We start from the raw sequence: 24,216 nt of genomic DNA, 5'->3' as shown, positions 1-24,216 counted from the left end.
ATATCATCTATGAAAACGACAATTAAGGTATTAAGCCTGTTAATTATTTTAACTTCTTGTAAAAAAAATGAAGAAAAAATGGAGCCTTCCATTAACTGGACTCAAGCACAAACGTATTACATAAATAATTTAGAAGATGCGATACGTTATTTAGATAGCTTAAAAGCAGAAGGGTTAAATGGTAACAAATCTAAACACTACTTTGCGCTTACCAGAGCTTCCTTTAAAAAAGCCGAGCCTTATGCTTCATATTTAAACCCAGAAGTTGGCCATAGAGCTAATGGGCCAGCGCTTCCTATTTACAAAGAAGATACTGGTAAAATTACAAGCCCAATTGGGTTACAAAAAATTGAAGAAAGTATTTACGAGCAAGAAACCAGTATCGATGATTTTAATGAAGAAATATATGTTACCAAAGGGTTGTTTTATGTACTTAAAAAAACCATTGAAAAAAGAGATTTAAATCCGCAACGGTTTTTTATAGCTACGCATCAGCAATTATTTAGAATTGTTAGCTTAGCCATTTCTGGTTTTGATACACCTGTAAGCCATCTGGGCATCAACGAAACTAAAATATCTCTGGAGAGTCTTCAAAAGGTTTACAGCTTAACGATTCAAGCGATTATTCAAAATAAAGACAAATCGTTAGATTCTGAATTTCAAAATAATCTTTCAAAAGCCATTCAATTCATTGAAAAAAATAATGATTTCGATACGTTTGATCGTTTTACCTTTACAAGAGATTACATGAATCCTATTACCAGAAATTGGGTAAACATTAGAAAAGTTGCTAATATCTGGGAGCCTATAGATACAGAACCCTTTAATTTTGATGCTCCAACCTTTTTTGAAAACAATACGTTTAATGTGAGTTATTTTACACCGGCCACGAATTTAAATCCGAGTGAAAAACAAATTAAACTGGGTGAAAAATTATTTTCAGAGCCTAAGTTGTCTGCAAACCAAGATATGGCTTGTATATCATGCCACATTCCAAGTAAGGGTTATGCAGATGGTTTGGCATTGAATTTAGATAATAAAGGGAATCCATTACAAAGAAACACCCCTACTTTAATAAACACAGCGTTTCAAAAAAGCTTTTTTTTAGATGGCAGATCGAATAGTTTACTGGATCAAATTTCTTTAGTATTTACAAACGATAAAGAATTTAATACCAATGTTCATGAATTCTCTGATGCTATTTTAACAGATTCGACTTATGTAAAATTATTTAAGGAAGCTTATGGCAGTTTACCAAAAAACAATAAAGCTATTATAAAAGCTATTTCATCTTACATAGCTACATTAAACGGATTTAATTCAAAATTCGATAAGAATATTAGAGGTGAAACAAACAATTTTACAGAAGAAGAAAAACTGGGCTATAACATTTTCATGGGAAAAGCTTTGTGTGCAACATGCCATTTTATTCCACTTACCAATGGAACTGTGCCGCCATTTTTTAATGAAACGGAAAAAGAAGTTATTGGTGTTCCTGAAACAGCAGAAAATAAAACGTTAGATAACGATCTTGGTTTTTATTGGAAATTTAAAGAAGATTTGCATAAAGGCATGTTTAAAACACCTTCCGTTAGAAATGTAACACTAACTGAGCCATATATGCATAACGGTGTTTATAACACACTTGAAGCGGTTGTAGATTTTTACAACCTTGGTGGCGGTGGCGGATTAGGTTTCGATTTACCTCACCAAACCTTACCGTTTGATAACTTAAATTTAACTGCAAAAGAGCAAGCTAGCTTGGTGGCTTTTATGAAAACTTTAACCGACGACCAGGTAAATAAAAGGAGTTATTAAATAGTCTGAATAATTATCAATCACAGGTTATTTTTTTTATAAATTTATACTAAAATTATAAGCTGTGATTGATTTTCTTTTTACCAGTGATGCCATCATGGCATTATTAACCCTAACGTTTCTTGAAATAATATTAGGTATAGACAATATTGTATTTATATCCATTGCAGCTAATAAACTTCCAGAGCATCAGCAATCAAAAGCAACAACTGTAGGCTTATTGCTAGCCATGATACAACGTATTATTTTATTGTTTTTTGTATCGTTTCTTATAGGCTTAAAAGAGCCTTTTTATACCATTGAATTATCCTGGCTTCACATCGCTGTTAGTTGGCAAGCCTTAATTTTATTTGGTGGTGGCTTGTTTTTAATTTATAAAAGTACTTCTGAAATTCATGAAAAGGTAGAAATGCCCAGCCATGACGAAAACAACTTTAGTAAGAAAAAAATTAAAAGTTTAAAACAAGCTATTTTTCAGATACTCATTATTGATTTTATCTTTTCTATAGACTCGATTCTCACGGCTGTTGGTATGACGAACGGTCTGCATTCAAACCACAATTACAATTTAGTTTTAATGATTATTGCGGTAGTTATTTCAATTGTTATTATGATTGGATTTGTAAATCCCATTCGAGAATTCATTAAAAACCATCCAAGTATGCAGCTATTAGGATTGGCTTTTTTAATTTTAATAGGTTTTATGCTAATTACTGAAGCTGCGCATTTATCGCACACTAAGTTATTAGGTAACGAAGTGGGTGCCATACCAAAGGGTTACTTGTACTTCGCTATAGCATTTTCTTTATTTGTTGAGTTTTTAAATTTTAAAATTCAAAAAAACAACAAGAATTAATAAGGCGTTTAGAATAATGTAATCTGCCCTTTATCGTCTAAACCACCAGTTGGCAGGTCGTCATCATGAGAAGACTTAGGGGGCTGTTTTTTAACAGATTCGGCATCATCAGTATTAGATTCGTTAGAAGTATTAATTTCTTCCTCTTCTACAACCTCTAATTCATCGGCTTGTACTTGTTCTGGAGCTTCGTATGGTAAGGGATCTAATAAATTAATTTGATTTACCTTTTCTTTAGTTAATTGGTTCCCTATGGCCGTAATGCCTTTAACAGCAATAAATTCTTCTAAATTAACTTCTAAATTATCTTTTCGGTCTTTACCTCGTTCTTTAGTAAACTCAATTTCGGCAATGGGTCTCCAATCGGTTGAAACAATTTCTAATCGGGAGTTTGGGTGATCTGAAATAAACAATTCCTCTTTACCTTCATTTTCAATTAAGAATCGTTTTACGTAAAACATCTCTTTTTCACCATTATAATAAATGGCTGAAATTGGTTTTTTAGGAATCCATTTTTCCATAACAATCATATCGTCATCGAAATGTGTAGTTATTTCTGGAGTGATGGTTTTAGCAATTCCTTTTTGATTGATTACCAATATTTTATCTTCGCCTCTAAACTCACCTACTAATTCCCCTCTGCCATCAACATTCAAGCGTTGTACAGCATCGTCAAACCAGATTTTACGAGGTTTTAAGGTAGATACACCTTTTTCTTTTAATTCAACTTTTTTAACCGGATATTTTGTTACGAGGTTACCTTTGGAAACTCTGCCCTTAATTAAAATATCGGCAAAGTCGATATCCCATTTAAGTTTTTTAATACTTCCTGCCTGTCTTAATAAAATAGTTACAACTTCTGCCTCGCCATTAGGATTTGCAGAAAAATACAAGGTTGTTGATGCTTTATTACCATTTGTTAAATCGTATTCTTTATCGCGCGTTACACCTGTTACAGCAAAACGTTTAATATATGAAGGGCCACCTTTTCCATCGCGATAGATAAAATTATATATGGTACGCTTGTCTTTCTTTTTAAATACAGCCACATGTATAATATCTTTACCTATAAATGTTTTAGCATCTACTTTTGTAATCATCATTTTACCTTCGCGAGTAAACACAATAATATCATCTATATCGCTACAATCACAAACGTATTCGTCTTTTCTAAGAGAAGTACCAACAAAGCCTTCTTCCCTATTTACATAAAGCTTCGTATTTCGAATAACAACCTTGGTCGCATCAACATCGTCAAAGGTTCTAATTTCTGTTTTACGTTCTCTACCCGGGCCATATTCTTTTTTAAGTCTGGTAAAATAAGCAATAGCGTATTCTATTAAATTTGCTAAATGATGTTTAATCTTGGCAATTTCTTCTTCTAAAGCATCAATTTTTTGTTGTGCTTTATCAATATCAAATTTAGAAATACGTTTAATTCGAATTTCTGTTAAACGAACAATATCGTCTTCGGTTACAGGACGTTTTAAATGTTTTATATGTGGCTGAAGTCCTTTGTCGATGGCGCTTATAACACCTTCCCAGGTTTCTTCTTCCTCGATATCGCGGTATATTCTATTTTCAATAAAGATACGTTCTAATGAAGCAAAATGCCATTGTTCTTCAAACTCGCCTAATCGAATTTCCAGTTCCTGTTTTAAAAGCTGTACCGTGTTATCGGTGCTTCTACGCAGCATTTCGGTAACACCAATAAAAAGCGGCTTGTTGTCTTCAATAACACAACCTAAGGGCGAAATAGAACTTTCACAACTTGTAAATGCAAAAAGCGCATCAATGGTTTTGTCTGGCGATAAACCTGATGGTAAATGAATTAAAATTTCTACCTCGGCAGCCGTATTATCTTCAATTTTCTTAACCTTAATTTTTCCTTTTTCATTTGCTTTTAAAATAGAATCAATTAAAGAAGATGTTGTGGTACCATAAGGCAATTCGGTTATAACAAGCGTATTTTTGTCTAATTGAGACACTTTAGCTCTAACACGAACACGTCCGCCTCTAAGTCCATCGTTATAATTTGAAAAATCGGCAACACCTCCCGTTGGAAAATCTGGAAGTATGGTAAAACGTTTCCCTTGAAGGTGTTTTATAGAAGCATCTATAAGTTCTATAAAATTATGTGGTAATATTTTTGTTGAAAGCCCAACAGCAATACCTTCGCCCCCTTGTGCTAACAATAAAGGGAACATTACTGGTAAGTTTACAGGCTCTTTTCTACGTCCGTCGTAAGAAGCCTGCCATTCTGTAATTTTTGGATTGTAAACAACGTCTAGTGCAAATTTTGATAAACGTGCTTCGATATATCGAGAAGCCGCTGCACTATCGCCGGTAAGAATATTTCCCCAGTTACCCTGGGTGTCAATTAAAAGGTCTTTTTGACCTATTTGAACCATAGCGTCGGCTATACTGGCATCACCATGGGGGTGATATTGCATGGTATGGCCGACGATATTGGCTACTTTATTATAACGCCCATCATCTAAATCTTTCATAGAATGCATGATGCGTCTTTGTACGGGTTTAAACCCGTCCTCAATGGCTGGTACAGCACGTTCTAAAATAACGTAAGATGCATAATCTAAAAACCAATCTTTATACATTCCCGTGACACGGGTAATGGTTTCCTTTGGTTCTTCTTGTTCGTTAATTAAATCGTCGCTGTCTTCAATCATTAATTATTACATATTTTTTTCAGGCTCGAATTTAACATCGTTCTGCCTTTTTTTATTTCTTTCTTTGTATTTTCTACAATAGCATTGTAGTGTAAATATTCGTACGATCTTTTTGAACCTTGTTTTTCTTCTTTAGTGTATAACATGACTTATTTGTTTAGGCCTCTTATATGAGGAGTTATTAAATTTCTAATTTTTGCGTTACAAATTTAATACTAAACTTTTGTTTACATGTAAAACTTTAACGAAACTTTATTATTAAATTGTTATTTTAAGCTTCATAAATTAACAATTTAATAATTTAAGGTTCTTTTATTCCACTATATCTAATTCTACCTTCAAATTATCTATAATAAATTCTTGTCTTGTTGGGGTGTTTTTTCCCATATAAAAAGACAATAAATCTTCAATAGACATATTATCGTCTAACATCACCGGATCTAAACGAATATTCTCTCCAATAAAATGTTTAAATTCATTTGGAGATATTTCACCTAAACCTTTAAATCGAGTAATTTCTGGTTTTGGTTTTAACTTTTCAATAGCATTACGTCGTTCTTCTTCAGAATAACAATAAATGGTTTCCTTTTTATTTCTAACACGAAATAAAGGCGTTTGTAATATGTACAAATGACGTTCTTTAATTACCTCAGGAAAAAACTGAAGAAAAAACGTTATTAATAACAAGCGAATGTGCATACCATCTACATCGGCATCTGTGGCAATTACCACATGATTATATCGTAAATCTTCTAAAGATTCTTCTATGTTTAATGCGGCCTGAAGGAGATTAAACTCTTCGTTTTCGTAAACTATTTTTTTACTAAGGCCATAGCAATTTAAAGGCTTCCCCTTTAAACTAAATACCGCCTGCGTGTTTACATCTCTCGACTTTGTTATACTTCCCGATGCAGAATCTCCCTCGGTGATAAAAAGTGTAGATTCTAAACTACGTTCGTTTTTAGTGTCTCCAAAATGAACACGACAGTCGCGTAATTTTTTATTATGCAAACTGGCCGATTTAGCTCGGTCTTTTGCTAATTTTCTAATTCCAGATAGTTCTTTTCGTTCCCGTTCTGCTTGTAAAATTTTACGTTGAAGCTTTTCGGCAACTTCTGGATTTTTATGTAAAAAATTATCTAAGTATTTTTTTAAAAAATCGGTCACATAGGTGCGCACGGTTGGTAAATCGCCACCCATATCGGTAGATCCTAATTTTGTTTTTGTCTGACTTTCAAAAACAGGCTCCATAACTTTTATGGCGATAGCACTTACTATAGATTTTCTAATATCGGAAGCATCGTAGTTTTTACCATAAAATTCTCTAATGGTTTTAACAAATCCTTCACGGAAAGCATTTAAATGCGTACCGCCCTGTGTAGTGTTTTGTCCGTTTACAAAAGAATGATACTCCTCGCTATATTGTGTTTTACTGTGTGTAATCGCTACTTCAATATCCTCACCTCTTAAATGAATGATTGGATACAAACGATCGGATTCATTTATGTTTTCTGAAAGTAAATCTTTAAGACCATGTTCGCTAAAATACTTTTCTCCATTAAAAACGATGGTTAACCCTGGGTTTAGGTACACATAGTTTTTAAGCATTTTTACAACATACTCGTTTCTAAACTTGTATTTTTTAAAGATTAGCTCGTCGGGAACAAAAGATACTTTCGTTCCTTTACGTCTTGATGTGTCTTCTAAAAGATCTTGGTTAAGTAGATTTCCTTTTTCAAATTCAGCTGAGGCTGATTTTCCATCACGTGTAGACTCTACTCTAAAAAAAGAAGATAAGGCGTTAACTGCTTTTGTACCAACACCATTTAATCCTACAGACTTTTTAAATGCTTTAGAATCGTATTTTCCTCCGGTGTTCATTTTAGAAACTACATCGACAACTTTTCCTAACGGAATACCACGTCCGTAGTCTCTAACGATCACTTTATTTCCTTGAATGGAAATTTCAATCGTTTTTCCGGCTCCCATAACAAACTCGTCTATGGAGTTGTCTAAAACTTCTTTTAATAGAATATAGATACCATCATCTGGTGAAGACCCATCACCTAACTTACCAATATACATTCCTGGTCGCATACGAATATGCTCTTTCCAATCTAATGAACGTATATTGTCTTCGGTGTAATTGGTTTGTTCTGCCATATAATTCTAGTAAGATATCGGGATTTGTTGCTAATATAATATATCAAAATAAAAAAAGAAACAGCCTTTACACAAAGTAATTAACAATATATTCTCTAATTTGTTGAGAACCTTTATTAACAGCTATTTAGATTTTTTAATAGATACCAGCAAGATACCTAAAATTACAACCAATGCACCAAAAAACTGCAAAAGTGTTAATGTTTCATTTAAAAATATGGCAGCCAAAATAATGGTTGAAATAGGTCCGATTCCTGCAACAATAGCAAAATTTGAAGAACTTATCATTTTTATAGAGGTAGAAACTAAAAATGAAGGTATTACGGTAGCGAAGAGCGCTATTAGAAATCCGTAAACATACACCTGCCAAGAAAACGAAAAAAGATTCACATTACTTATGATTAGGTAATGAATAAAAACACAAAAACAAGATACCAGCATGGCATAAGACGTAAATTTAATAACCCCGAATTTCGGAATTAACCAGCCGCTACCAACCAAATACGATGCATATGTAATGGCGCTTAATAAAATAAAAAAGCCGCCCAAATAACTGGAAGCACCAGAAATTGCAACTTCATCCCAAAAGGTTATAACTACACCCAAATAGGTTAAAATAATTGCAAGCGCCTGAATTCTGGTAATTGGTTGTTTAAAAAAAATCTTATTTAAAAGGATTACTAAGGTTGGGTATAAAAACAAAATAATACGCTCTAAGCTTGCTTTTATATAGGTTAAACCCACAAAATCGAAATAACTAGCTAAATAATACCCAACGAAACCGAAAAATATAATCCACAAATAATCTTTCTTTACAATGGTAATATCGGTTTTAGTGTTTCTGTAGTTATATAAAATAGCTAAATAAAAAGGGAAAGAAAACAACATTCTAAGCAACAAAAGACTAATCGCATCGGCTTGATAATTGTAAGCCAATTTAACCATGACCGCTTTCGATGAGAAAAGCACAACGCCTAAAACACCGACTAGAACACCGTAAAGAAAGTCTTTTTTTGATTTCATGAAACCAAGATACTTTTGTGATTCGTATCAGATTAATTAATAATTTAAAAATTACGATGTTCAAAAAAAAATAAAACCCGATGTTCAAATAATGAACATCGGGTTTAAATATTTAATAATACGTTTGTTAAACATTAAAAAGGAAGTGCATAATATCGCCATCTTTTACAATATAATTCTTTCCTTCAACACGCATTTTACCAGCTTCTTTAACTTTAGATTCACTGCCATAAGCAACATAATCGTCGTAACCAATAACTTCGGCTCTAATAAATCCTTTTTCGAAATCGGAATGAATAACTCCAGCGGCCTGTGGTGCTGTTGCTCCAATATCAATAGTCCATGCTCTAACTTCTTTCACACCGGCAGTAAAATAAGTTTGCTGGTTTAAAAGCTTGTATGCAGCGCGAATTAATTTTGCCGAACCTGCTTCATCCAATCCAATATCAGATAAAAACATTTGGCGTTCTTCGTAATCATCTAACTCATTTATATCGGCTTCGGTACCAACGGCTAAAACTAATACTTCGGCTTTTTCATCTTTAACAGCTTCTCGTACTTGTTCTACATAAGCGTTTCCAGAAACTGCAGAGCCTTCATCAACATTACAAACATACATTACTGGTTTTTCTGTAATAAATTGAGAAGGTTTCACAAAATCAACATAATCTTCTTCAGAAAATTCTAAAGCTCTAACAGATATTCCGGCTTCCAAACCTGCTTTAATTTTTAATAAAACAGCTTCTTCTTTTTGCGCCTCTTTATTACCTGTTTTAGCCGCACGCTTAACTTTATCTAATTTTTTATCGACGGTTTCCAAATCTTTTAACTGTAACTCCATATCGATAGTTTCTTTATCTCTAATAGGATTTACATTACCATCTACATGCACAATATTATCGTTATCAAAACAACGTAAAACATGTAAAATAGCATCGGTTTCTCTAATATTGGCTAAAAACTGGTTTCCTAAACCTTCTCCTTTACTAGCACCTTTTACCAAACCTGCAATATCAACAATCTCTACCGTTGCGGGTTGTACGCGTACAGGTTTAACCAATTCCTCTAATTTCTCTAAACGTGGATCTGGAACATTTACAACACCTACATTAGGTTCTATAGTACAAAAAGGAAAGTTTGCGCTTTGCGCTTTTGCGTTAGATAAACAATTAAATAAAGTCGATTTCCCTACATTAGGTAATCCTACAATGCCTGCTTTCATGTGTATATTTTAAGGCTGCAAATATAAATATACTTCGCTTTAATTTGGTATAAATTTAAATTTATAATGTTTTAAATTAATTGGGGTGTTTTTAAATAGGTAAAATCTTTAATTTGTCAAAAAACAAGCGTCATTAAATATGCATCATTTTTATAGTTTGAATAAAAAAAATTAAAAATATCAACTCAGTTATTAATTTAAAACCAAAAAAATGAATGTTTTTCTAGTTTTTCAACAAACATAAATCACCCAAAACACACATTTCACATTTTTTTAACATAAATTAGCAATAACTAACTCAAAAACACATTTATATGAAAATTCTTTACGCTTGTTTATTATTACTATTTAGTATTAACATCGCTCAAAGCCAAAATGTTTCGGGTACCATAGTCGATACTTCAGGTATGCCCATATCGGGTGTTAATGTTATAGAGGAAGGCACAACTAATGGTGTTATTTCTGATTTTGATGGGAAATACATGATTACAGTTGGTAAAAATGCGACCTTAACTTTTAGTTATGTTGGATTTAATTCAAAAAGCATTGCAGTTAACGGACAAACCACAATAAATGTTACATTAGAAGATGGTGTAAATTTAGATGAAGTGGTACTTGTAGGCTCAAGAAGCCCTAAAAGAACTGCAGTCGATACGACTGTTGCCATTGATGTTATTGATGTTGCCGATGTTACAACCCAAGTTGGTAAGGTTGAAATTAACGAAATGCTGCAATATGCCGCGCCTTCGTTTAATGCGAACAAACAATCGGGTTCAGATGGTGCCGACCATGTCGATCCTGCATCGCTGCGTGGTTTAGGTCCAGACCAAACCTTAGTATTAATTAATGGAAAACGCAGACACCAATCGTCGTTAATAAATATTTTTGGTACCAGAGGTCGTGGTAATACGGGTACCGATTTAAATGCCATCCCAGCAGCTTCTATTAAGCGCATCGAAATTTTAAGAGATGGTGCTTCGGCTCAATACGGCTCTGATGCCATTGCTGGTGTTATCAATATTGTTCTAAAAGATAATATCGACGAACTAACAGGAAGTGTAAGTTATGGTGCTTATAATACAAACGCCGATGTCGATATTAGTGCTTTTGGCGAATATGGTGCTTGGAATACCGATGGCTTCCGCTTAGATACCGAAAAAGATGGTAATGCTATTGGAAAAGATAAAAATTTTGATGGTGGTTCTGTAAAAGTAACCGCTAATTACGGATTTAAAATAGGTAAAGAAGGCTACGCTAATTTCACAACCGAATATTTAAGTAAAAACAAAACCTTACGACCTGCATTTGAATTTAGAAAAGGTTTTGGTGAAGCGGCTATCGATGCGTTTAATTTCTTTGGAAACGTGTTAATTCCTGTTTCAGAAAATACCGAATTCTATGCCTTTGGTGGTAGAAATTACAGAGATACCGATGCTTATGCCTTTACAAGAAATGGCGGTGAGCGTGTTGTAGAATCTATTTATCCAAACGGATTTACTCCTAGAATTACTTCAAATATTATAGATAGTTCCATCTCTGCAGGTATGAGAACAACAACAGCTTCTGGATGGAAAATAGACATAAGTAATACCTACGGTAAAAACGATTTTCATTACTTTATTAAAGGAACATTAAATGCTTCTTTAGAAGATATTTCTCCAACCGATTTTGATGCCGGTGGCCATAGCTTAAGTCAGAATACCATAAACTTCGATTTCTCTAAGTATTATGATGATGTATTAAGTGGTATGAACTTAGCTTTTGGAGCAGAATACAGAACCGAACAATTTGAAATTTATGCTGGTGAAGAAGCTTCTTATGGAATTTACACCGAAAACGGCATTTTAATAACCGATCCTGCAAATCAAACACAAGCCGAAGACGATATGGGCAATCCTAGACCAGGAGGTTCGCAAGGGTTTCCGGGTTATGGTCCTGCGAATGTTGTAGACCGCGGAAGAAGCAACATGTCTTTATACGCCGATGCAGAATTCGATATTACCGATGCCTTTTTGTTAAGCGCAGCAGCACGTTTTGAAAACTTTAGCGATTTCGGAAGCACTATTAATGGTAAACTAGCAGCTCGTTTAAAAGCTACCGATAATTTTAATATTAGAGGGTCGTTAAGTACTGGTTTTAGAGCGCCATCGTTAGCGCAAATTTATTACAACTTAAAGTTTACCAACTTTGTGGGCGGACAAGCTTTAGAGTCTTTACTATCGCCTAACAACAGTCCTGTAACAGCATCGTTTGGTATTGGGCCTTTAAAAGAAGAAAAAGCCTTAAACAGCGCTTTAGGTTTTACAGCTAAATTTGGAGATTTCACAGCAACTGTCGATGGGTATTTTATTAAAGTAAAAGACCGTATTGTATTAACAGGAAACTTTGATGCACCACAAATAGATAATGTTGAAGCTGCACAATTTTTTGCTAATGGTGCCGACACAAAAACAACTGGTTTAGATGTAATTCTAGCATGGAAAACTACTTTAGACAATGGAAGCTCATTTGGTGCTTCATTCTTAGGAAACTTTAACGACATGAAAATTGATAAAGTAAAAAATGGTGCTTTAGATGAACAAACTTTCTTTGGTGAGCGCGATAAAGCCTTTTTATTGGCATCGGCTCCAAAAAGTAAATTAAGCTTAAATCTTAATTATGATAAAAGCTGGTTTGATACGGCATTAACATTTACGCGTTTTAGTGAGATTGAATTATTAGACTTTCAAATGTTTGAAGATCCTGCGAACTATGGTGGTTTCGACCAACTTATTGAAGCTGCAACCGATACATATAGTGCCAAAATTGTTACCGATTTAAACTTAGGCTTTAAACTATCTGAAAGCTTAAAATTAAACGTTGGTAGCAACAACTTATTTAATATTTATCCAGATCAGCAAGATGACTGGACAGAAGCTGGAGGCTATTGGGATTCTGTACAAATGGGCTTTAGTGGCTCATTTTACTATGCTAAACTAAATTATAGTTTTTAATACTTATAAAGCATAAAAAAATCCCAAGTTAAAACTTGGGATTTTTTTATTAATAAACTTTAATTTTTATCCTTCAGGATGCATGAAACGTTGTTTAGCTAATAGCTCTTCCTCAGTTTCTACATGGTTATCGTCTGGTACACAACAATCAACCGGACAAACGGCAGCACATTGAGGCTCGTCATGAAAACCTTTACATTCTGTACATTTATCTGGTACAATATAATAAAGCTCATCACTTATAGGTTCTTGGGCTTCATCAGCATCGACTTCGGTACCGTTGGTTAATACAACTTTACCCGATAAACTGGTTCCGTCTTTGTAGCGCCAATCGTCTGCGCCTTCATATATTGCTGTATTTGGGCACTCAGGTTCACAAGCACCACAATTTATACATTCGTCTGTTATAATAATTGCCATAGCGTTTTTTCTTTCTAACTTTGCAACAAAAATAACGCCAAAACTATTCATAACCAAATTACAGAATGGATTTACAGGAAAGAATTAAGGCTTTTGCAAAATTAGGAGACTTTTTAAGTCAATTTTCTAAAGATACAATTCAAAAGAAAGAAAATATTGAACATAATGAAATTTTCTTCGACGGATTTAAACATCAATTAAAACTGGCTCAAGAAAACAATGGTTGGTTTACCGACGAAAACATGCGGTTTTCTCTAGAGGGCTGGTCAAAATTATTAACCGAAGAAAACTTAGAAACCTGGTTAAAACCTTATAATATTTCTAATGTTCAACCTAAATTGGTGGCCATAATCATGGCAGGAAACATTCCCTTAGTTGGTTTTCACGATTTTCTGTCGGTTTTAATAACTGGGCACCATGTATTGGTTAAACAATCATCAAACGATAAACACTTAATTCCGTATCTGGCAAAATATCTAGAATTTGTAGAACCACAATTTAAAGGAACCATACATTTTACCGATGGTAAAATGGAAAATTTTGACGCCGTTATTGCTACTGGAAGCGATAATACAGCCAGATATTTTGAATACTATTTTAAAAACAAACCGTCTATAATAAGAAACAACAGAAACTCGGTTGCGGTTTTAACAGGTAACGAAACCGAAGCAGAAATGAAAAATTTAAGCGAAGATATCTTTAGATATTATGGTTTAGGTTGCAGAAACGTTTCTAAAATATTTATTCCTAAAAATTACAATTTTGATGCGTTCTTCAATGGTATTTACCATTGGCATCCCATTATTGAAAAAGCCAAATACGCCAATAACTACGATTACAACAAAGCGGTTTATTTAATGAGTGAATTTGACATGCTTGAAAATGGCTTTTTAATGATTAAAGAAGACCCTAGCTATGCCTCACCTATTGCCACTGTTTTTTATGAATATTATGATGATATTGAGCAACTAAAACAGCGTTTAAAAGCCGATGTAAACAAAATTCAGTGTGTTGTTGCGAAAGGATTTTCTGAAAACGAAATTGCATTTGGCCACACGCAAAAACCAGAACTTTGGGATTATGCGGATAGTGTCGATTCTGTTGAATTTTTATTAGCAATTTGATAAAAAAATTATTGAATTTTCATTACTTAATTAGCAATTAATTAGCAACTTTGTATCCTTAACATCAAAAAAATCATGAAAAAACATAACTTTAGTGCTGGACCAAGCATTTTACCTCAAGAAGTATTATTAAAAGCCTCTCATGCTGTAATGGATTTCAATAACGAAGGTTTATCCTTACTTGAAATATCCCACAGAAGTAAAGCTTTTGTTGATGTCATGGAAAATGCCAGAGCATTAGTTTTAGAGCTTTTAGGGTTAGAAGGTAAAGGTTATAAAGCTTTGTTTTTACAAGGAGGTGCAAGCACTCAATTTTTAATGGTAGCTATGAATCTTTTAGAAAAAAGAGCTGGTTACTTAAACACAGGTACATGGAGTAAAAAAGCAATTAAAGAAGCTAAAATGTTAGACGACATTTATGAAGTAGCATCTTCTGAAAGCGCAAATTTTAACTACATTCCTAAAGGTTACGATATTCCAGAAGATTACGATTATTTCCATTGTACTTCAAACAATACCATATTTGGAACACAAATAAAAGAATTCCCTAACTCGCCAATACCAATGGTTTGCGATATGAGTAGCGATATCTTTTCGCGTGTTTTAGATTTCTCTAAATTCGATTTAATTTACGCAGGGGCGCAAAAAAATATGGGTCCTGCTGGTACAACACTTGTTGTAATTAAAGAAGACATACTTGGGAAAGTTTCTCGTAAAATTCCTTCAATTATGGATTATAAATTACACATCTCTAATGGAAGTATGTACAACACACCGCCTGTATTTGCGGTTTATACATCGATGCTAACCTTAGAATGGATTAAAAGTTTAGGTGGCATCGCTGCTGTTGAAAAACTGAATGAGAAAAAAGCCAACGTAATGTATTCTGAAATAGATCTAAACCCGTTATTTAAAGGTTTTGCTACAAAAGAAGATCGTTCTATAATGAATGCAACGTTTACTTTAGAAAACGAAAATTTAAAAGAAACTTTTGAAACCATGTTAAAAGAAGCTGGAATAAGCGGATTAAATGGTCACAGAAGTGTTGGTGGTTACAGAGCTTCTATGTATAACGCCTTACCAATTGAAAGTGTAAAAACACTGGTTGAGGTAATGAGTGAACTAGAAAGCAAAGCTTAAAAACAGCCTTTTCATTTTCAAAACAATGGAAATGAACAAAAATAAAACGCAATTAAACATAAAAATAAGATTCTCACTTTCGTGGGAATAAAAAAACAAAATTTAAATGAAAGTATTAGCAAACGACGGTATTTCTAAAACTGGTAAAGAAGCCTTAGAAAAAGGCGGATACGAAGTTATAACAACAACCGTAGCACAAGAACAATTAATTAATTATATCAACGAAAAAGAAATAAGTGTTTTATTAGTACGTAGTGCAACAACCGTGCGCAAAGACCTTATTGATGCCTGTCCTGGAATAAAAATTATAGGTCGTGGTGGTGTTGGTATGGATAATATAGATGTAGATTACGCTAAAAGCAAAGGTATTCACGTTATTAATACACCGGCGTCTTCTTCGCACTCTGTTGCAGAATTAGTGTTTGGTCATTTTTACGGATTAGCACGTTTTTTACATAACTCTAACAGAGAAATGCCACTAGAAGGCGATACCAGTTTTGGTAAACTTAAAAAAGCTTACGCTAAAGGAACAGAGCTTAAAGGTAAAACATTAGGTGTTTTAGGATTTGGCCGTATTGGTCAGGCTACTGCAAAAGTGGCTTTAGGTGCTGGTATGAAAGTTATTGCTTTCGACCCGTTCTTAGAAAAAGCAAATTTAGAGTTAGACTTTTTTGATGGTCAAAAAGTAAATTTTGAAATTAATACCATTTCAAAAGAAGAGGTTTTAAAACAAGCCGATTTTATAACGTTACACGTACCAGCTCAAAAAGAATATGTTATTGGTGCTCCAGAATTTGAAATAATGAAAGATGGTGTATTTATAGCAAATGCGGCTCGTGGTGGTGTAGTTGATGAGGCTGCTTTAGTAAAAGCTATTGAAAGTGGAAAAGTTGCCGGTGCTGCTTTAGACGTTTTTGAAAACGAACCAAAACCAGAAATTCAATTATTAATGAATGCAGGTTTATCGTTAACACCGCATACAGGTGCTGCTACTAATGAAGCTCAAGATAGAATTGGAACTGAATTAGCAGAACAAATTATTAGTATTCTTGGTTAAATAATTGTGACCAAAACGTAATATAAGAGTCCTATACATTATGTGTAGGACTTTTTTTGTATTTTACACTTTCTAATTAAACTTTAAATTTCAAAAAATAAATTATGTCTGGAATCTTAGATTTACTAAACAGCGATTTAGGAAAAACAATTATTAGTGGTGTGTCTAACCAAACCAATCAACCACAAAACAAAACACAAGATGTTTTAACCATGGCTTTACCTGTTTTAATGCAGGCCATGAAACGCAATGCGTCATCACCACAAGGTGCCGAAGGCCTTTTAAATGCTATAAACAGCAAACATGACGGAAGTATCTTAGATAATCTTGGTGGTTTATTTAATGGCGGCGTTGATGCCAATGTTTTAAATGATGGAGAAAAAATTCTAGGACATGTATTAGGCGATAAACAACAAAATGTTCAAAATATTTTAGGAGCCAAATCTGGATTGGATGCGGGTTCTGTTGCTCAAATTTTAAAAGTGGCTGCGCCTATTTTAATGGGAATTTTAGGAAATCAGGCCAAAAAGCAAAATGTAAATAGCTCAAATGGTATTGAAGATTTACTAGGCGGACTCATCCAAGGAAACTCACAAAAACAAGAACAAAGCTTTTTAGAATCTATTCTAGATGCCGATGGAGATGGTAGCGTTATTGATGATGTTGCGGGTATGGTACTTGGCGGAAACAAAAAGAAAGGTGGCTTAGGCGGCTTAATAGGTGGTTTGTTTGGAAAATAAACTACATATAAACTTATAAATTAATTAAAGGGCCGAATGTATTTCGGCTCTTTTTTTGTTAAAAACAATTTAAAACATAAGTATCGTGAGATTTTTTTTGTAATTTAAACTAAAATGACATGCCATGAAAACATCGTTAATGCTCGTAGTAATTATCCTTTTAACTTTGTCTTGTAATACGCCTAAAAGCACAACTAACAATAAAGAGGAGTCGCTATTGGCTTTAAAAGAAAATGATACAGTGAGTATAAAAAATGAAGATTTAGAATATGAAATCATCATTATAGAACCCGGATTTAACTTTTGGTTAGCCAGCAGAGCGCAGCCTAAAGGGTTTTACTCGCAATCCTTTCTAGAAAACAGAAATTTAATTTATGTAAATGAATGGAATTATAGAGTTTTACAACCACAACAATTTGACCCGAATTTGTATGAACTCCAAATTGATTATCGACCAAACATAGATTACGGATATGATGTTAATTATCAATTATATAATTACTTTATTTACTTTCAATTGCACTACAAACAAAGATTAGGACCATTTGTGCCTCGTATTTAAATTTGTTTTAGTTATTTTTGCAGCAAAATTTCACTTTGAACAAGTTAAAAAAACTCTGGAATATCGAACGAAATTGGCAACTCATTTTTCCTTTGCTTGGAACTGTTGTCTTGGCGTACGCTTCCTATAAATTAACCGCTGCTTTTTTTAAAGATGTTCATGTACTCTTAACCATACTTTTAAGTTGTGTTATCTTTTATACCTTATTAAAACTCACCCTTTTTATTTTTAAAAAGCTTGAGTCTAAATGGGAAGTTACTTATCGTTGGGAATTAATTAGTATTTTTTTAGTTTTTGCCTCAACAGGATCTTCTTCTATTTTTGTAAGCAGACCCATTATAAAACTTATGGGAATTACTAAAGAAAATTTAAATCCTTTTATTTATTGGGTTTTATATATTATTATTGGATTTATTTTCTATCAAATATTATTAGTGTTTATAGGATGGCTTTTTGGTCAATTTAATTTCTTCTGGAATTTCGAAAAGAAAATGTTGCGAAGAATCGGTTTTAAACGTTTCATAGAATAGTGCATAAAATAAGAGAACATATCGTTATTAAAATTTTAACACTGGTTTTAGGTGCCTTACTTTTATTGCCTACTGCCACAAAATTTGCTCATATTTTTGCGCACCACAAACACGATATTTGTAAAGGTGAAAAAACAACACATTTACACGAAATTAATAACGATTGCGATTTTTATAAGTTTAAACTAAATAATCATTATTATTTCTCAATAGCATATTATACTTTATTTCATGAAACTGCTATTTATAAAATACCTGTAATAACATACAAATTTCTTAATAATTATCGGCCTTTATCTTTTTCTCTAAGAGGACCGCCTACATTAGTTTAAAAGTCTTTTTTTTTAAACTAAAATCTCAACAATGAAATATAACCTAGTGATTATAGTGTGTTGTTTTATAAGCACACTTTATAGTCAAAACTGCAAGTCTACTTTTTTTGGAGAAGTAAAAGATTTTCATGATGGCACGCCCATAGTTGGAGCCGCTGTTTTTTTTGAAAATCTAAATAAATACACCACTACAGATATTAACGGTAAATTTACAATCGTCAATATCTGTGATGGAAATCTCATCATGTCTATATCTCATTTGGCGTGCGATACCAAACGTTTGGAGGTAACTGTTAACGGTAATACCTATCGTGAAATTTATATGGAACACCATATAGAAGAACTTCATGAAGTTAAAATTGATGGTCATACCACATTTACAACAGCCAAGTCTTCGCAAGAATCTATTTTAAAAACCAATGCTCTAGAACGTTTTAGCGCTTACAGTCTTGGTGATGCTTTAAAACAAATTTCTGGTGTTTCTTCTATAAGTACCGGAAATACTATAGTTAAACCCGTAATTAATGGTTTACATAGCAGTAGAATTATTGTAATGACCAATGGCGTGCGTTTACAAGACCAAGAATGGGGTGTCGAGCATGCACCAAATATAGATTTAAATACAGCTGGCAGTATAAACGTTATAAAAGGTGCCAATGCACTGGCTTATGGTGGAGACGCCATAGGAGGTGTTATTGTTATGAAACCTTTAAACATGAGTTTTAAGGATTCCCTTTACGGAAAAACGATTACCAGCGGACAAACTAATGGTCGGGGTTATAGTTTTACATCTTCTTTAACAAAAACCTGGCAGGAAGGTTGGTATGTTGGTACTCAGGCATCGGTAAAACGCTTTGGCGATTTCGAAGCTGCTAATTACAGTTTAACGAATACGGGCATGAATTCTCGAGGGTTTTCTGTAAATACAGGTTTTAAAACCTTTGAAAAAGGCTTCAACCTCTACTATAGCTTTTTAAACAACGAAATTGCTATTTTAAGAGCTGCGCATATTGGTAACATTTCAGATTTAGTAAATAGTATAAACAGCTTGAAACCCCTAGTTATTAGAGATTTTAGTTATAATATTGACGCTCCAAGACAAGATGTAACCCATCAAATCATTAAAGCAGATTTTTACAAACGGTTTAAAAAATTTGGAAGATTGGAAATACAATACGATTTCCAAAACAACCAGCGGTTTGAGTATGATATTCGTGTAGGTGCAGACAGAGATAAACCGGCTATCGATTTAACTCTTAAAACCCATACATTAAGAACCAACTTAAAAATTGATGCTATTAGCAACGCTATTTACGAATTCGGATTTAATGCAGGCTATCAAAATAATTTTGCAAATCCAGATACAGGCGTGCGCCGTTTAATTCCAGATTATAACAAATATGATTTTGGTGTTTTTGCCATTTCAAATTATAAGTTGAGCGATAAAACCCAATTGGATTTAGGGGTGCGTTATGATTTTACCAGATTGGATGCGAAGAAATTTTACATTACTAGTCGATGGAATAATCTTGGCTACAATATAGATTTTGCAGATATCGTAATTGATGATTTGGGAACACAGTTACTTACAAACCCAGTGTTCAACTATCATAATATTTCAGCATCTGCGGGGATTTCGTATCAAATAAATGATGATAATTCATTAATTTTTAATTACGGACTGTCTAAAAGAGCGCCAAATCCATCAGAATTATTTAGTGATGGTTTGCATCATTCTGCCGCACGTATAGAATTAGGCGATTTACGTATAAAACAAGAAACCTCAAACAGGATAGCCGCGAGTTATCAATTTAAAAATAATCCATTTAATTTGAATTTAGAAGGTTTTGTAAACCATATTAGCGATTATATTTTTATAAAACCCTCTGGAACAGAACAAACCATTAGGGGGGCGTTTCCTGTTTGGGATTATACACAAACTAATGCGCTATTATTAGGTTTAGATGTTACCGTACGTTATGCTATGAACGATAACTGGTTTTTAAGTAATAAAACCGCATTTATAAAAGGCAGAGATTTAACCCAAAAACAAGCTTTGATTGATATCCCTTCGTTTAAAACAGTAAATATTTTAGGGTATTCAAACAAAAAATGGAAATCTTTTAATGCCGAATTGCAAAGTGAATTAGTTTTAAGACAAAATGATTTTACCAATTTTAATTTTGAAACCTTTATACCTACTTCGCAAGAAACAGTATTGGTAGATGTTAGCTCCCCGCCACCTACTTATCATTTATTGCATTTTCAAAGTGATATTACATTAAAACTATCAACAAAAACAAACCTCAATATTGGTTTTAATATTACAAATATTTTTAATACTTCTTACAGAGAATACCTTAACCGATTAAGATATTTCGCCGATGACTTAGGAAGAAATTTTATGTTACAATTAAAAATAAATTATTAACAATTAAAAAAATTCAAAATGAAAACATTTAAAAAAGCATCAATTTTATTATTACTAGCAATAACTTTCACATTAACAAGCTGTGAAAATGACGACCCAATTGCTGTAAATGAAGAAGAAGTAATAACAACCATTACAGCAACATTAGTGCCAGTTGGTGGCGGTAATACCATAACCTTGCAATCAAGGGACCTTGATGGCGATGGCCCAAATGCCCCTGTAATTACAGTTTCCGGCCCTTTTTCTGTTAATAAAACTTATAATGGCAGCTTAGTACTTTTAAACGAAACGGAATCACCCGCAGAAAATATTAATGAAGAAATTGAAGAAGAAGACGATGAGCACCAGTTCTTTTTTCAATTAAGTAATAACATTGCTACAGTAACTTATGCTGATGCAGATGGTAATGGTAATCCTGTAGGTTTAAAATTTAATTTAACTACATCAACAACGCTAGGTTCAAGCAATTTAACTATTACATTACGCCACGAACCAAATAAATTGGCGGCTGGTGTAAGTTCTGGAAGCATTACAAATGCTGGAGGAGAAACAGATATACAAGTAGTATTTCCAATTTCTGTTCAATAATTCACATTTAATTAAAAAGAGGTCGTTTTAATGGTTTAAGCGACCTCTTTTTTTTATTGCTTAATTTCTTTAATCTTTCCTTTTTTACTGAAAACATAGGTATACAGCCACATAAGTGTAAACGAGGGTATAATATCAAAACCAGGAAGAGCTTCTTCTACAAAGGTTATAACCCCTGCTACTTTACCAGCATTACCCTTATAAAGTTTCGTCATGATCCATCCCGAAAGTGGTGCCCAAACAACATCTGAAAATTCACCAATGCCCGGAATAATAAACGATACCATTCCTATAGCATCACATATAATTCCTATAATTAGTATTTTATATTTATTCATTTATTAAAAAAATTTACAAAAACCTTAAAGCAAGAAACATACCAAAATTATTTCCCAATGAGTTTTAAAAATTCATTTCTGGTTTCAATTTTTTCAAACTGGCCTCTAAACCCAGAGGTTGTTGTTAATGAGTTTTGTTTTTGCACACCGCGCATCATCATACACATATGAGAAGCTTCAATAACCACAGCTACTCCTTGTGGTTTTAAAGTGTCGTTTATACAATCTAAAATTTGTTCTGTTAAACGTTCCTGCACCTGAAGTCGTCTGGCAAAAACATCTACTATTCTTGGTAATTTACTCAATCCAACTATATAACCATTGGGTATATAAGCAATATGTGCTTTCCCGAAAAATGGTAATATATGATGTTCGCATAACGAGTACAATTCGATATCTTTTACAATAACCATTTCATTGTAACTCTCTTTAAACATGGCGCCTTTAAGAATTTCAACAGGATCTTGGTGGTAGCCTTGCGTTAAAAACTGCATGGCTTTGGCCGCACGCTCTGGGGTTTTTAATAAGCCTTCACGTGAGGTGTTTTCACCTAAATCTTCAATAATGTTTTTATAACGATCTTTTACATCGTCTGTTACTTGTATGTTATATTCTTCAAACTTCTTATAAGGCATGCTGTTATTTTTAAACTAAATATAAAGTATATATGTGATTTAACAATAAAAACCAATCTTAATTGTACATAACATGATAATGTAGTAAATTCACGCCTATTATTTCACACAAATGATTCAAGCAAAAAACATTCATAAATTTTACAACGATTTACAGGTTTTAAAAGGTATTGATATTCATGTTAAAAAAGGCGAAGTTATTTCTATTGTTGGAGCTTCGGGAGCAGGAAAAACCACACTTTTACATATTTTAAGCACTCTAGATAAAGCGTCTACAAAAGAAGCTTATGAACTTAAAATAAATGGCATCGATATTAACGGACTTAAAGATAAAGCGCTGGCTAAATTTAGAAATGAACACATCGGGTTTATATTTCAATTTCATCAATTATTACCCGAATTTACCGCTTTAGAAAATGTTTGTTTACCCGCTTTTATTAAAGGCACGAAAAAGGCTGAAGCCGAAAAACGAGCCACCGAACTCTTAGATTTTTTAGGCTTATCGCATCGCTATCACCACAAACCAAACGAACTTTCTGGAGGTGAACAACAGCGCGTTGCCGTGGCAAGAGCGCTTATAAATAACCCCAGTTTAATTTTTGCCGATGAACCTTCGGGGAATTTAGATAGCGAATCGGCCGAAAACCTGCATAACTTGTTTTTTAAATTGCGAGATGAATTTGGCCAAACCTTTGTAATAGTAACTCATAACGAAGATCTTGCTAATCTGGCCGACAGAAAACTGGTGATGGTTGATGGAAACATAATTGATAATTAAGTTTGAATACAGCTGAATTAAAAGAATTTCTTGACGCTAAAGTTATTCAATACAATAACCCAAAGTTTATTGAAAGTGACCCTATACAAATTCCGCATCTTTTCAATTTAAAAGAAGATATTGAAATTGCCGGATTTTTAACGGCTACCATTTCTTGGGGAAACCGAAAAAGCATTATAACTAATGCCACAAAATTGATGCAGCTTTTAGATCATGCCCCAATCGATTTTGTTATGAATCATAGCGAAACCGATTTAGAAAAGTTACAATCTTTTGTGCACAGAACTTTTAATGGTGACGATGCGATTCAGTTTATAAAATCATTACAACATATTTATAAAAATCATGGCGGATTGGAACAGGTATTCGCTAACTACGCCGAACCAAAATCGCTTCAACAGAGTATTTCAGAATTTAAAAAACTGTTTTTCGAGATTAATCATTTACCACGCAGTGAAAAACATGTGAGCGACCCCTTAAAAAATTCGGCTGCAAAACGCATTAATATGTTTTTGCGTTGGATGGTTAGAAATGACCATACGGGCGTTGATTTTGGTATTTGGAAAAGCCTCTCTCCTGCCCAACTGTCTTGTCCGTTAGATGTGCATTCGGGAAATGTAGCCAGAAAATTAGGACTTCTAGAAAGAAAACAAAATGATGCTAAAGCTTTACTTGAATTAGATAACAATTTAAGGGCTTTAAATGTTAAAGATCCTGTTAAATATGACTTTGCATTATTTGGTTTGGGAGTTTTTGAGCAATTTTAGGTGTTTATT

At 33.4% G+C, this 24,216-nt stretch carries 21 protein-coding genes; 14 read left to right on the top strand and 7 right to left on the bottom strand.

Translation table 11 applies throughout. The features are described from left to right. The first annotated feature begins 9 nt into the window (after positions 1–9). Entirely contained in the window at positions 10–1,818 is a 1,809-nt protein-coding gene (locus AW14_RS10370; protein ID WP_044638741.1) for a cytochrome c peroxidase, read from the top strand. A 64-nt stretch (positions 1,819–1,882) separates the two neighbouring features. After that, positions 1,883–2,674: a TerC family protein gene (locus AW14_RS10365; protein WP_044638740.1), complete on the top strand. Its 792-nt coding sequence runs from the start codon at positions 1,883–1,885 to the stop codon at positions 2,672–2,674. A gap of 8 nt (positions 2,675–2,682) precedes the next feature. On the opposite strand, the gene AW14_RS10360 is transcribed toward AW14_RS10365, so the two are convergent. The 4 genes from AW14_RS10360 to ychF all read right to left on the bottom strand — a co-directional run bounded on the left by AW14_RS10360 (position 2,683) and on the right by ychF (position 9,772). Further along, on the bottom strand, positions 2,683–5,364 hold the full coding sequence (locus tag AW14_RS10360; protein ID WP_044638739.1) for a DNA gyrase/topoisomerase IV subunit A: 2,682 nt from the start codon (positions 5,362–5,364) through the stop codon (positions 2,683–2,685). Positions 5,365–5,676: 312 nt separating this feature from the next. Next, positions 5,677–7,527, bottom strand: coding sequence for a DNA topoisomerase IV subunit B (locus AW14_RS10355; protein WP_044638738.1), 1,851 nt, complete (start codon positions 7,525–7,527; stop codon positions 5,677–5,679). Between the two features lie 123 nt (positions 7,528–7,650). Next, complete coding sequence (locus AW14_RS10350) at positions 7,651–8,550, bottom strand: DMT family transporter (RefSeq protein WP_044638737.1); 900 nt, start codon at positions 8,548–8,550, stop codon at positions 7,651–7,653. Between the two features lie 127 nt (positions 8,551–8,677). Next, a complete protein-coding gene (gene ychF / locus AW14_RS10345) occupies positions 8,678–9,772 on the bottom strand; it encodes a redox-regulated ATPase YchF (protein ID WP_044638736.1) in 1,095 nt (364 codons plus the stop codon). Between the two features lie 314 nt (positions 9,773–10,086). Here ychF and AW14_RS10340 point away from each other — a divergent pair, with 314 nt between their 5' ends. Further along, on the top strand, positions 10,087–12,765 hold the full coding sequence (locus AW14_RS10340; protein WP_044638735.1) for a TonB-dependent receptor: 2,679 nt from the start codon (positions 10,087–10,089) through the stop codon (positions 12,763–12,765). Positions 12,766–12,831: 66 nt separating this feature from the next. Here AW14_RS10340 and AW14_RS10335 read toward each other — a convergent pair whose 3' ends face one another. After that, on the bottom strand, positions 12,832–13,185 hold the full coding sequence (locus tag AW14_RS10335) for a 4Fe-4S dicluster domain-containing protein (protein WP_044639606.1): 354 nt from the start codon (positions 13,183–13,185) through the stop codon (positions 12,832–12,834). A gap of 65 nt (positions 13,186–13,250) precedes the next feature. On the opposite strand from AW14_RS10335, the gene AW14_RS10330 reads away from it, so the two are divergent. The 9 genes from AW14_RS10330 (at position 13,251) to AW14_RS10290 (ending at position 21,689) form a co-directional block, all read left to right on the top strand. Continuing rightward, the gene (locus AW14_RS10330) at positions 13,251–14,309 is read left to right on the top strand and encodes an acyl-CoA reductase (protein WP_044638734.1); all 1,059 of its coding nucleotides are present in this window, start codon (positions 13,251–13,253) and stop codon (positions 14,307–14,309) included. Between the two features lie 75 nt (positions 14,310–14,384). Beyond that, complete coding sequence (serC, locus tag AW14_RS10325; RefSeq protein ID WP_044638733.1) at positions 14,385–15,449, top strand: 3-phosphoserine/phosphohydroxythreonine transaminase; 1,065 nt, start codon at positions 14,385–14,387, stop codon at positions 15,447–15,449. 106 nt (positions 15,450–15,555) lie between these two features. After that, a complete protein-coding gene (locus AW14_RS10320; protein ID WP_044638732.1) occupies positions 15,556–16,506 on the top strand; it encodes a D-2-hydroxyacid dehydrogenase in 951 nt (316 codons plus the stop codon). 104 nt (positions 16,507–16,610) lie between these two features. Beyond that, positions 16,611–17,246: a DUF937 domain-containing protein gene (locus tag AW14_RS10315; RefSeq protein WP_044638731.1), complete on the top strand. Its 636-nt coding sequence runs from the start codon at positions 16,611–16,613 to the stop codon at positions 17,244–17,246. A gap of 124 nt (positions 17,247–17,370) precedes the next feature. Beyond that, a complete protein-coding gene (locus tag AW14_RS10310) occupies positions 17,371–17,808 on the top strand; it encodes a DUF6146 family protein (protein WP_044638730.1) in 438 nt (145 codons plus the stop codon). Positions 17,809–17,843: 35 nt separating this feature from the next. Then, positions 17,844–18,338, top strand: a complete 495-nt coding sequence (locus AW14_RS10305; protein ID WP_044638729.1) for a DUF6787 family protein — start codon at positions 17,844–17,846, stop codon at positions 18,336–18,338. Further along, complete coding sequence (locus tag AW14_RS10300) at positions 18,338–18,670, top strand: hypothetical protein (protein ID WP_044638728.1); 333 nt, start codon at positions 18,338–18,340, stop codon at positions 18,668–18,670. The genes AW14_RS10305 and AW14_RS10300 overlap by 1 nt, the downstream gene beginning before the upstream one ends. A 31-nt stretch (positions 18,671–18,701) precedes the next feature. Further along, positions 18,702–21,101 carry a TonB-dependent receptor gene (locus AW14_RS10295; protein WP_044638727.1) on the top strand — a complete coding sequence of 800 codons (2,400 nt, stop codon included), beginning with the start codon at positions 18,702–18,704 and terminating at the stop codon, positions 21,099–21,101. 18 nt (positions 21,102–21,119) lie between these two features. Continuing rightward, positions 21,120–21,689 carry a hypothetical protein gene (locus tag AW14_RS10290; protein ID WP_044638726.1) on the top strand — a complete coding sequence of 190 codons (570 nt, stop codon included), beginning with the start codon at positions 21,120–21,122 and terminating at the stop codon, positions 21,687–21,689. A gap of 53 nt (positions 21,690–21,742) precedes the next feature. Here the strand turns inward: AW14_RS10290 and AW14_RS10285 are convergent, their stop codons facing one another. Further along, positions 21,743–22,027, bottom strand: a complete 285-nt coding sequence (locus AW14_RS10285) for a hypothetical protein (protein WP_044638725.1) — start codon at positions 22,025–22,027, stop codon at positions 21,743–21,745. A gap of 47 nt (positions 22,028–22,074) precedes the next feature. Next, positions 22,075–22,662: a GTP cyclohydrolase I FolE gene (folE, locus tag AW14_RS10280; protein WP_044638724.1), complete on the bottom strand. Its 588-nt coding sequence runs from the start codon at positions 22,660–22,662 to the stop codon at positions 22,075–22,077. Between the two features lie 112 nt (positions 22,663–22,774). Between folE and AW14_RS10275 the strand changes: the two genes are divergently transcribed. After that, positions 22,775–23,440: an ABC transporter ATP-binding protein gene (locus tag AW14_RS10275; RefSeq protein ID WP_044638723.1), complete on the top strand. Its 666-nt coding sequence runs from the start codon at positions 22,775–22,777 to the stop codon at positions 23,438–23,440. Positions 23,441–23,442: 2 nt separating this feature from the next. Then, entirely contained in the window at positions 23,443–24,207 is a 765-nt protein-coding gene (locus AW14_RS10270; RefSeq protein ID WP_044638722.1) for a TIGR02757 family protein, read from the top strand. The last annotated feature ends 9 nt before the right edge of the window (positions 24,208–24,216 follow it).

Origin of the sequence: Siansivirga zeaxanthinifaciens CC-SAMT-1 (assembly GCF_000941055.1) — a bacterium.
Taxonomy (GTDB): domain Bacteria; phylum Bacteroidota; class Bacteroidia; order Flavobacteriales; family Flavobacteriaceae; genus Siansivirga; species Siansivirga zeaxanthinifaciens.
This window is presented reverse-complemented; position numbering and strand designations above follow the sequence as displayed.

Excerpts from the sequence above, each read along its gene's own strand:
- AW14_RS10370 (WP_044638741.1), top strand. The coding sequence starts at position 10 with ATGAAAACGACAATTAAGGTATTAAGCCTGTTAATTATTTTAACTTCT.
- AW14_RS10360 (WP_044638739.1), bottom strand. The coding sequence starts at position 5,364 with ATGATTGAAGACAGCGACGATTTAATTAACGAACAAGAAGAACCAAAG.
- AW14_RS10355 (WP_044638738.1), bottom strand. The coding sequence starts at position 7,527 with ATGGCAGAACAAACCAATTACACCGAAGACAATATACGTTCATTAGAT.
- AW14_RS10350 (WP_044638737.1), bottom strand. The coding sequence starts at position 8,550 with ATGAAATCAAAAAAAGACTTTCTTTACGGTGTTCTAGTCGGTGTTTTA.
- ychF (WP_044638736.1), bottom strand. The coding sequence starts at position 9,772 with ATGAAAGCAGGCATTGTAGGATTACCTAATGTAGGGAAATCGACTTTA.
- AW14_RS10340 (WP_044638735.1), top strand. The coding sequence starts at position 10,087 with ATGAAAATTCTTTACGCTTGTTTATTATTACTATTTAGTATTAACATC.
- AW14_RS10335 (WP_044639606.1), bottom strand. The coding sequence starts at position 13,185 with ATGGCAATTATTATAACAGACGAATGTATAAATTGTGGTGCTTGTGAA.
- AW14_RS10330 (WP_044638734.1), top strand. The coding sequence starts at position 13,251 with ATGGATTTACAGGAAAGAATTAAGGCTTTTGCAAAATTAGGAGACTTT.
- serC (WP_044638733.1), top strand. The coding sequence starts at position 14,385 with ATGAAAAAACATAACTTTAGTGCTGGACCAAGCATTTTACCTCAAGAA.
- AW14_RS10320 (WP_044638732.1), top strand. The coding sequence starts at position 15,556 with ATGAAAGTATTAGCAAACGACGGTATTTCTAAAACTGGTAAAGAAGCC.
- AW14_RS10315 (WP_044638731.1), top strand. The coding sequence starts at position 16,611 with ATGTCTGGAATCTTAGATTTACTAAACAGCGATTTAGGAAAAACAATT.
- AW14_RS10310 (WP_044638730.1), top strand. The coding sequence starts at position 17,371 with ATGAAAACATCGTTAATGCTCGTAGTAATTATCCTTTTAACTTTGTCT.
- AW14_RS10295 (WP_044638727.1), top strand. The coding sequence starts at position 18,702 with ATGAAATATAACCTAGTGATTATAGTGTGTTGTTTTATAAGCACACTT.
- AW14_RS10290 (WP_044638726.1), top strand. The coding sequence starts at position 21,120 with ATGAAAACATTTAAAAAAGCATCAATTTTATTATTACTAGCAATAACT.
- AW14_RS10285 (WP_044638725.1), bottom strand. The coding sequence starts at position 22,027 with ATGAATAAATATAAAATACTAATTATAGGAATTATATGTGATGCTATA.
- folE (WP_044638724.1), bottom strand. The coding sequence starts at position 22,662 with ATGCCTTATAAGAAGTTTGAAGAATATAACATACAAGTAACAGACGAT.
- AW14_RS10275 (WP_044638723.1), top strand. The coding sequence starts at position 22,775 with ATGATTCAAGCAAAAAACATTCATAAATTTTACAACGATTTACAGGTT.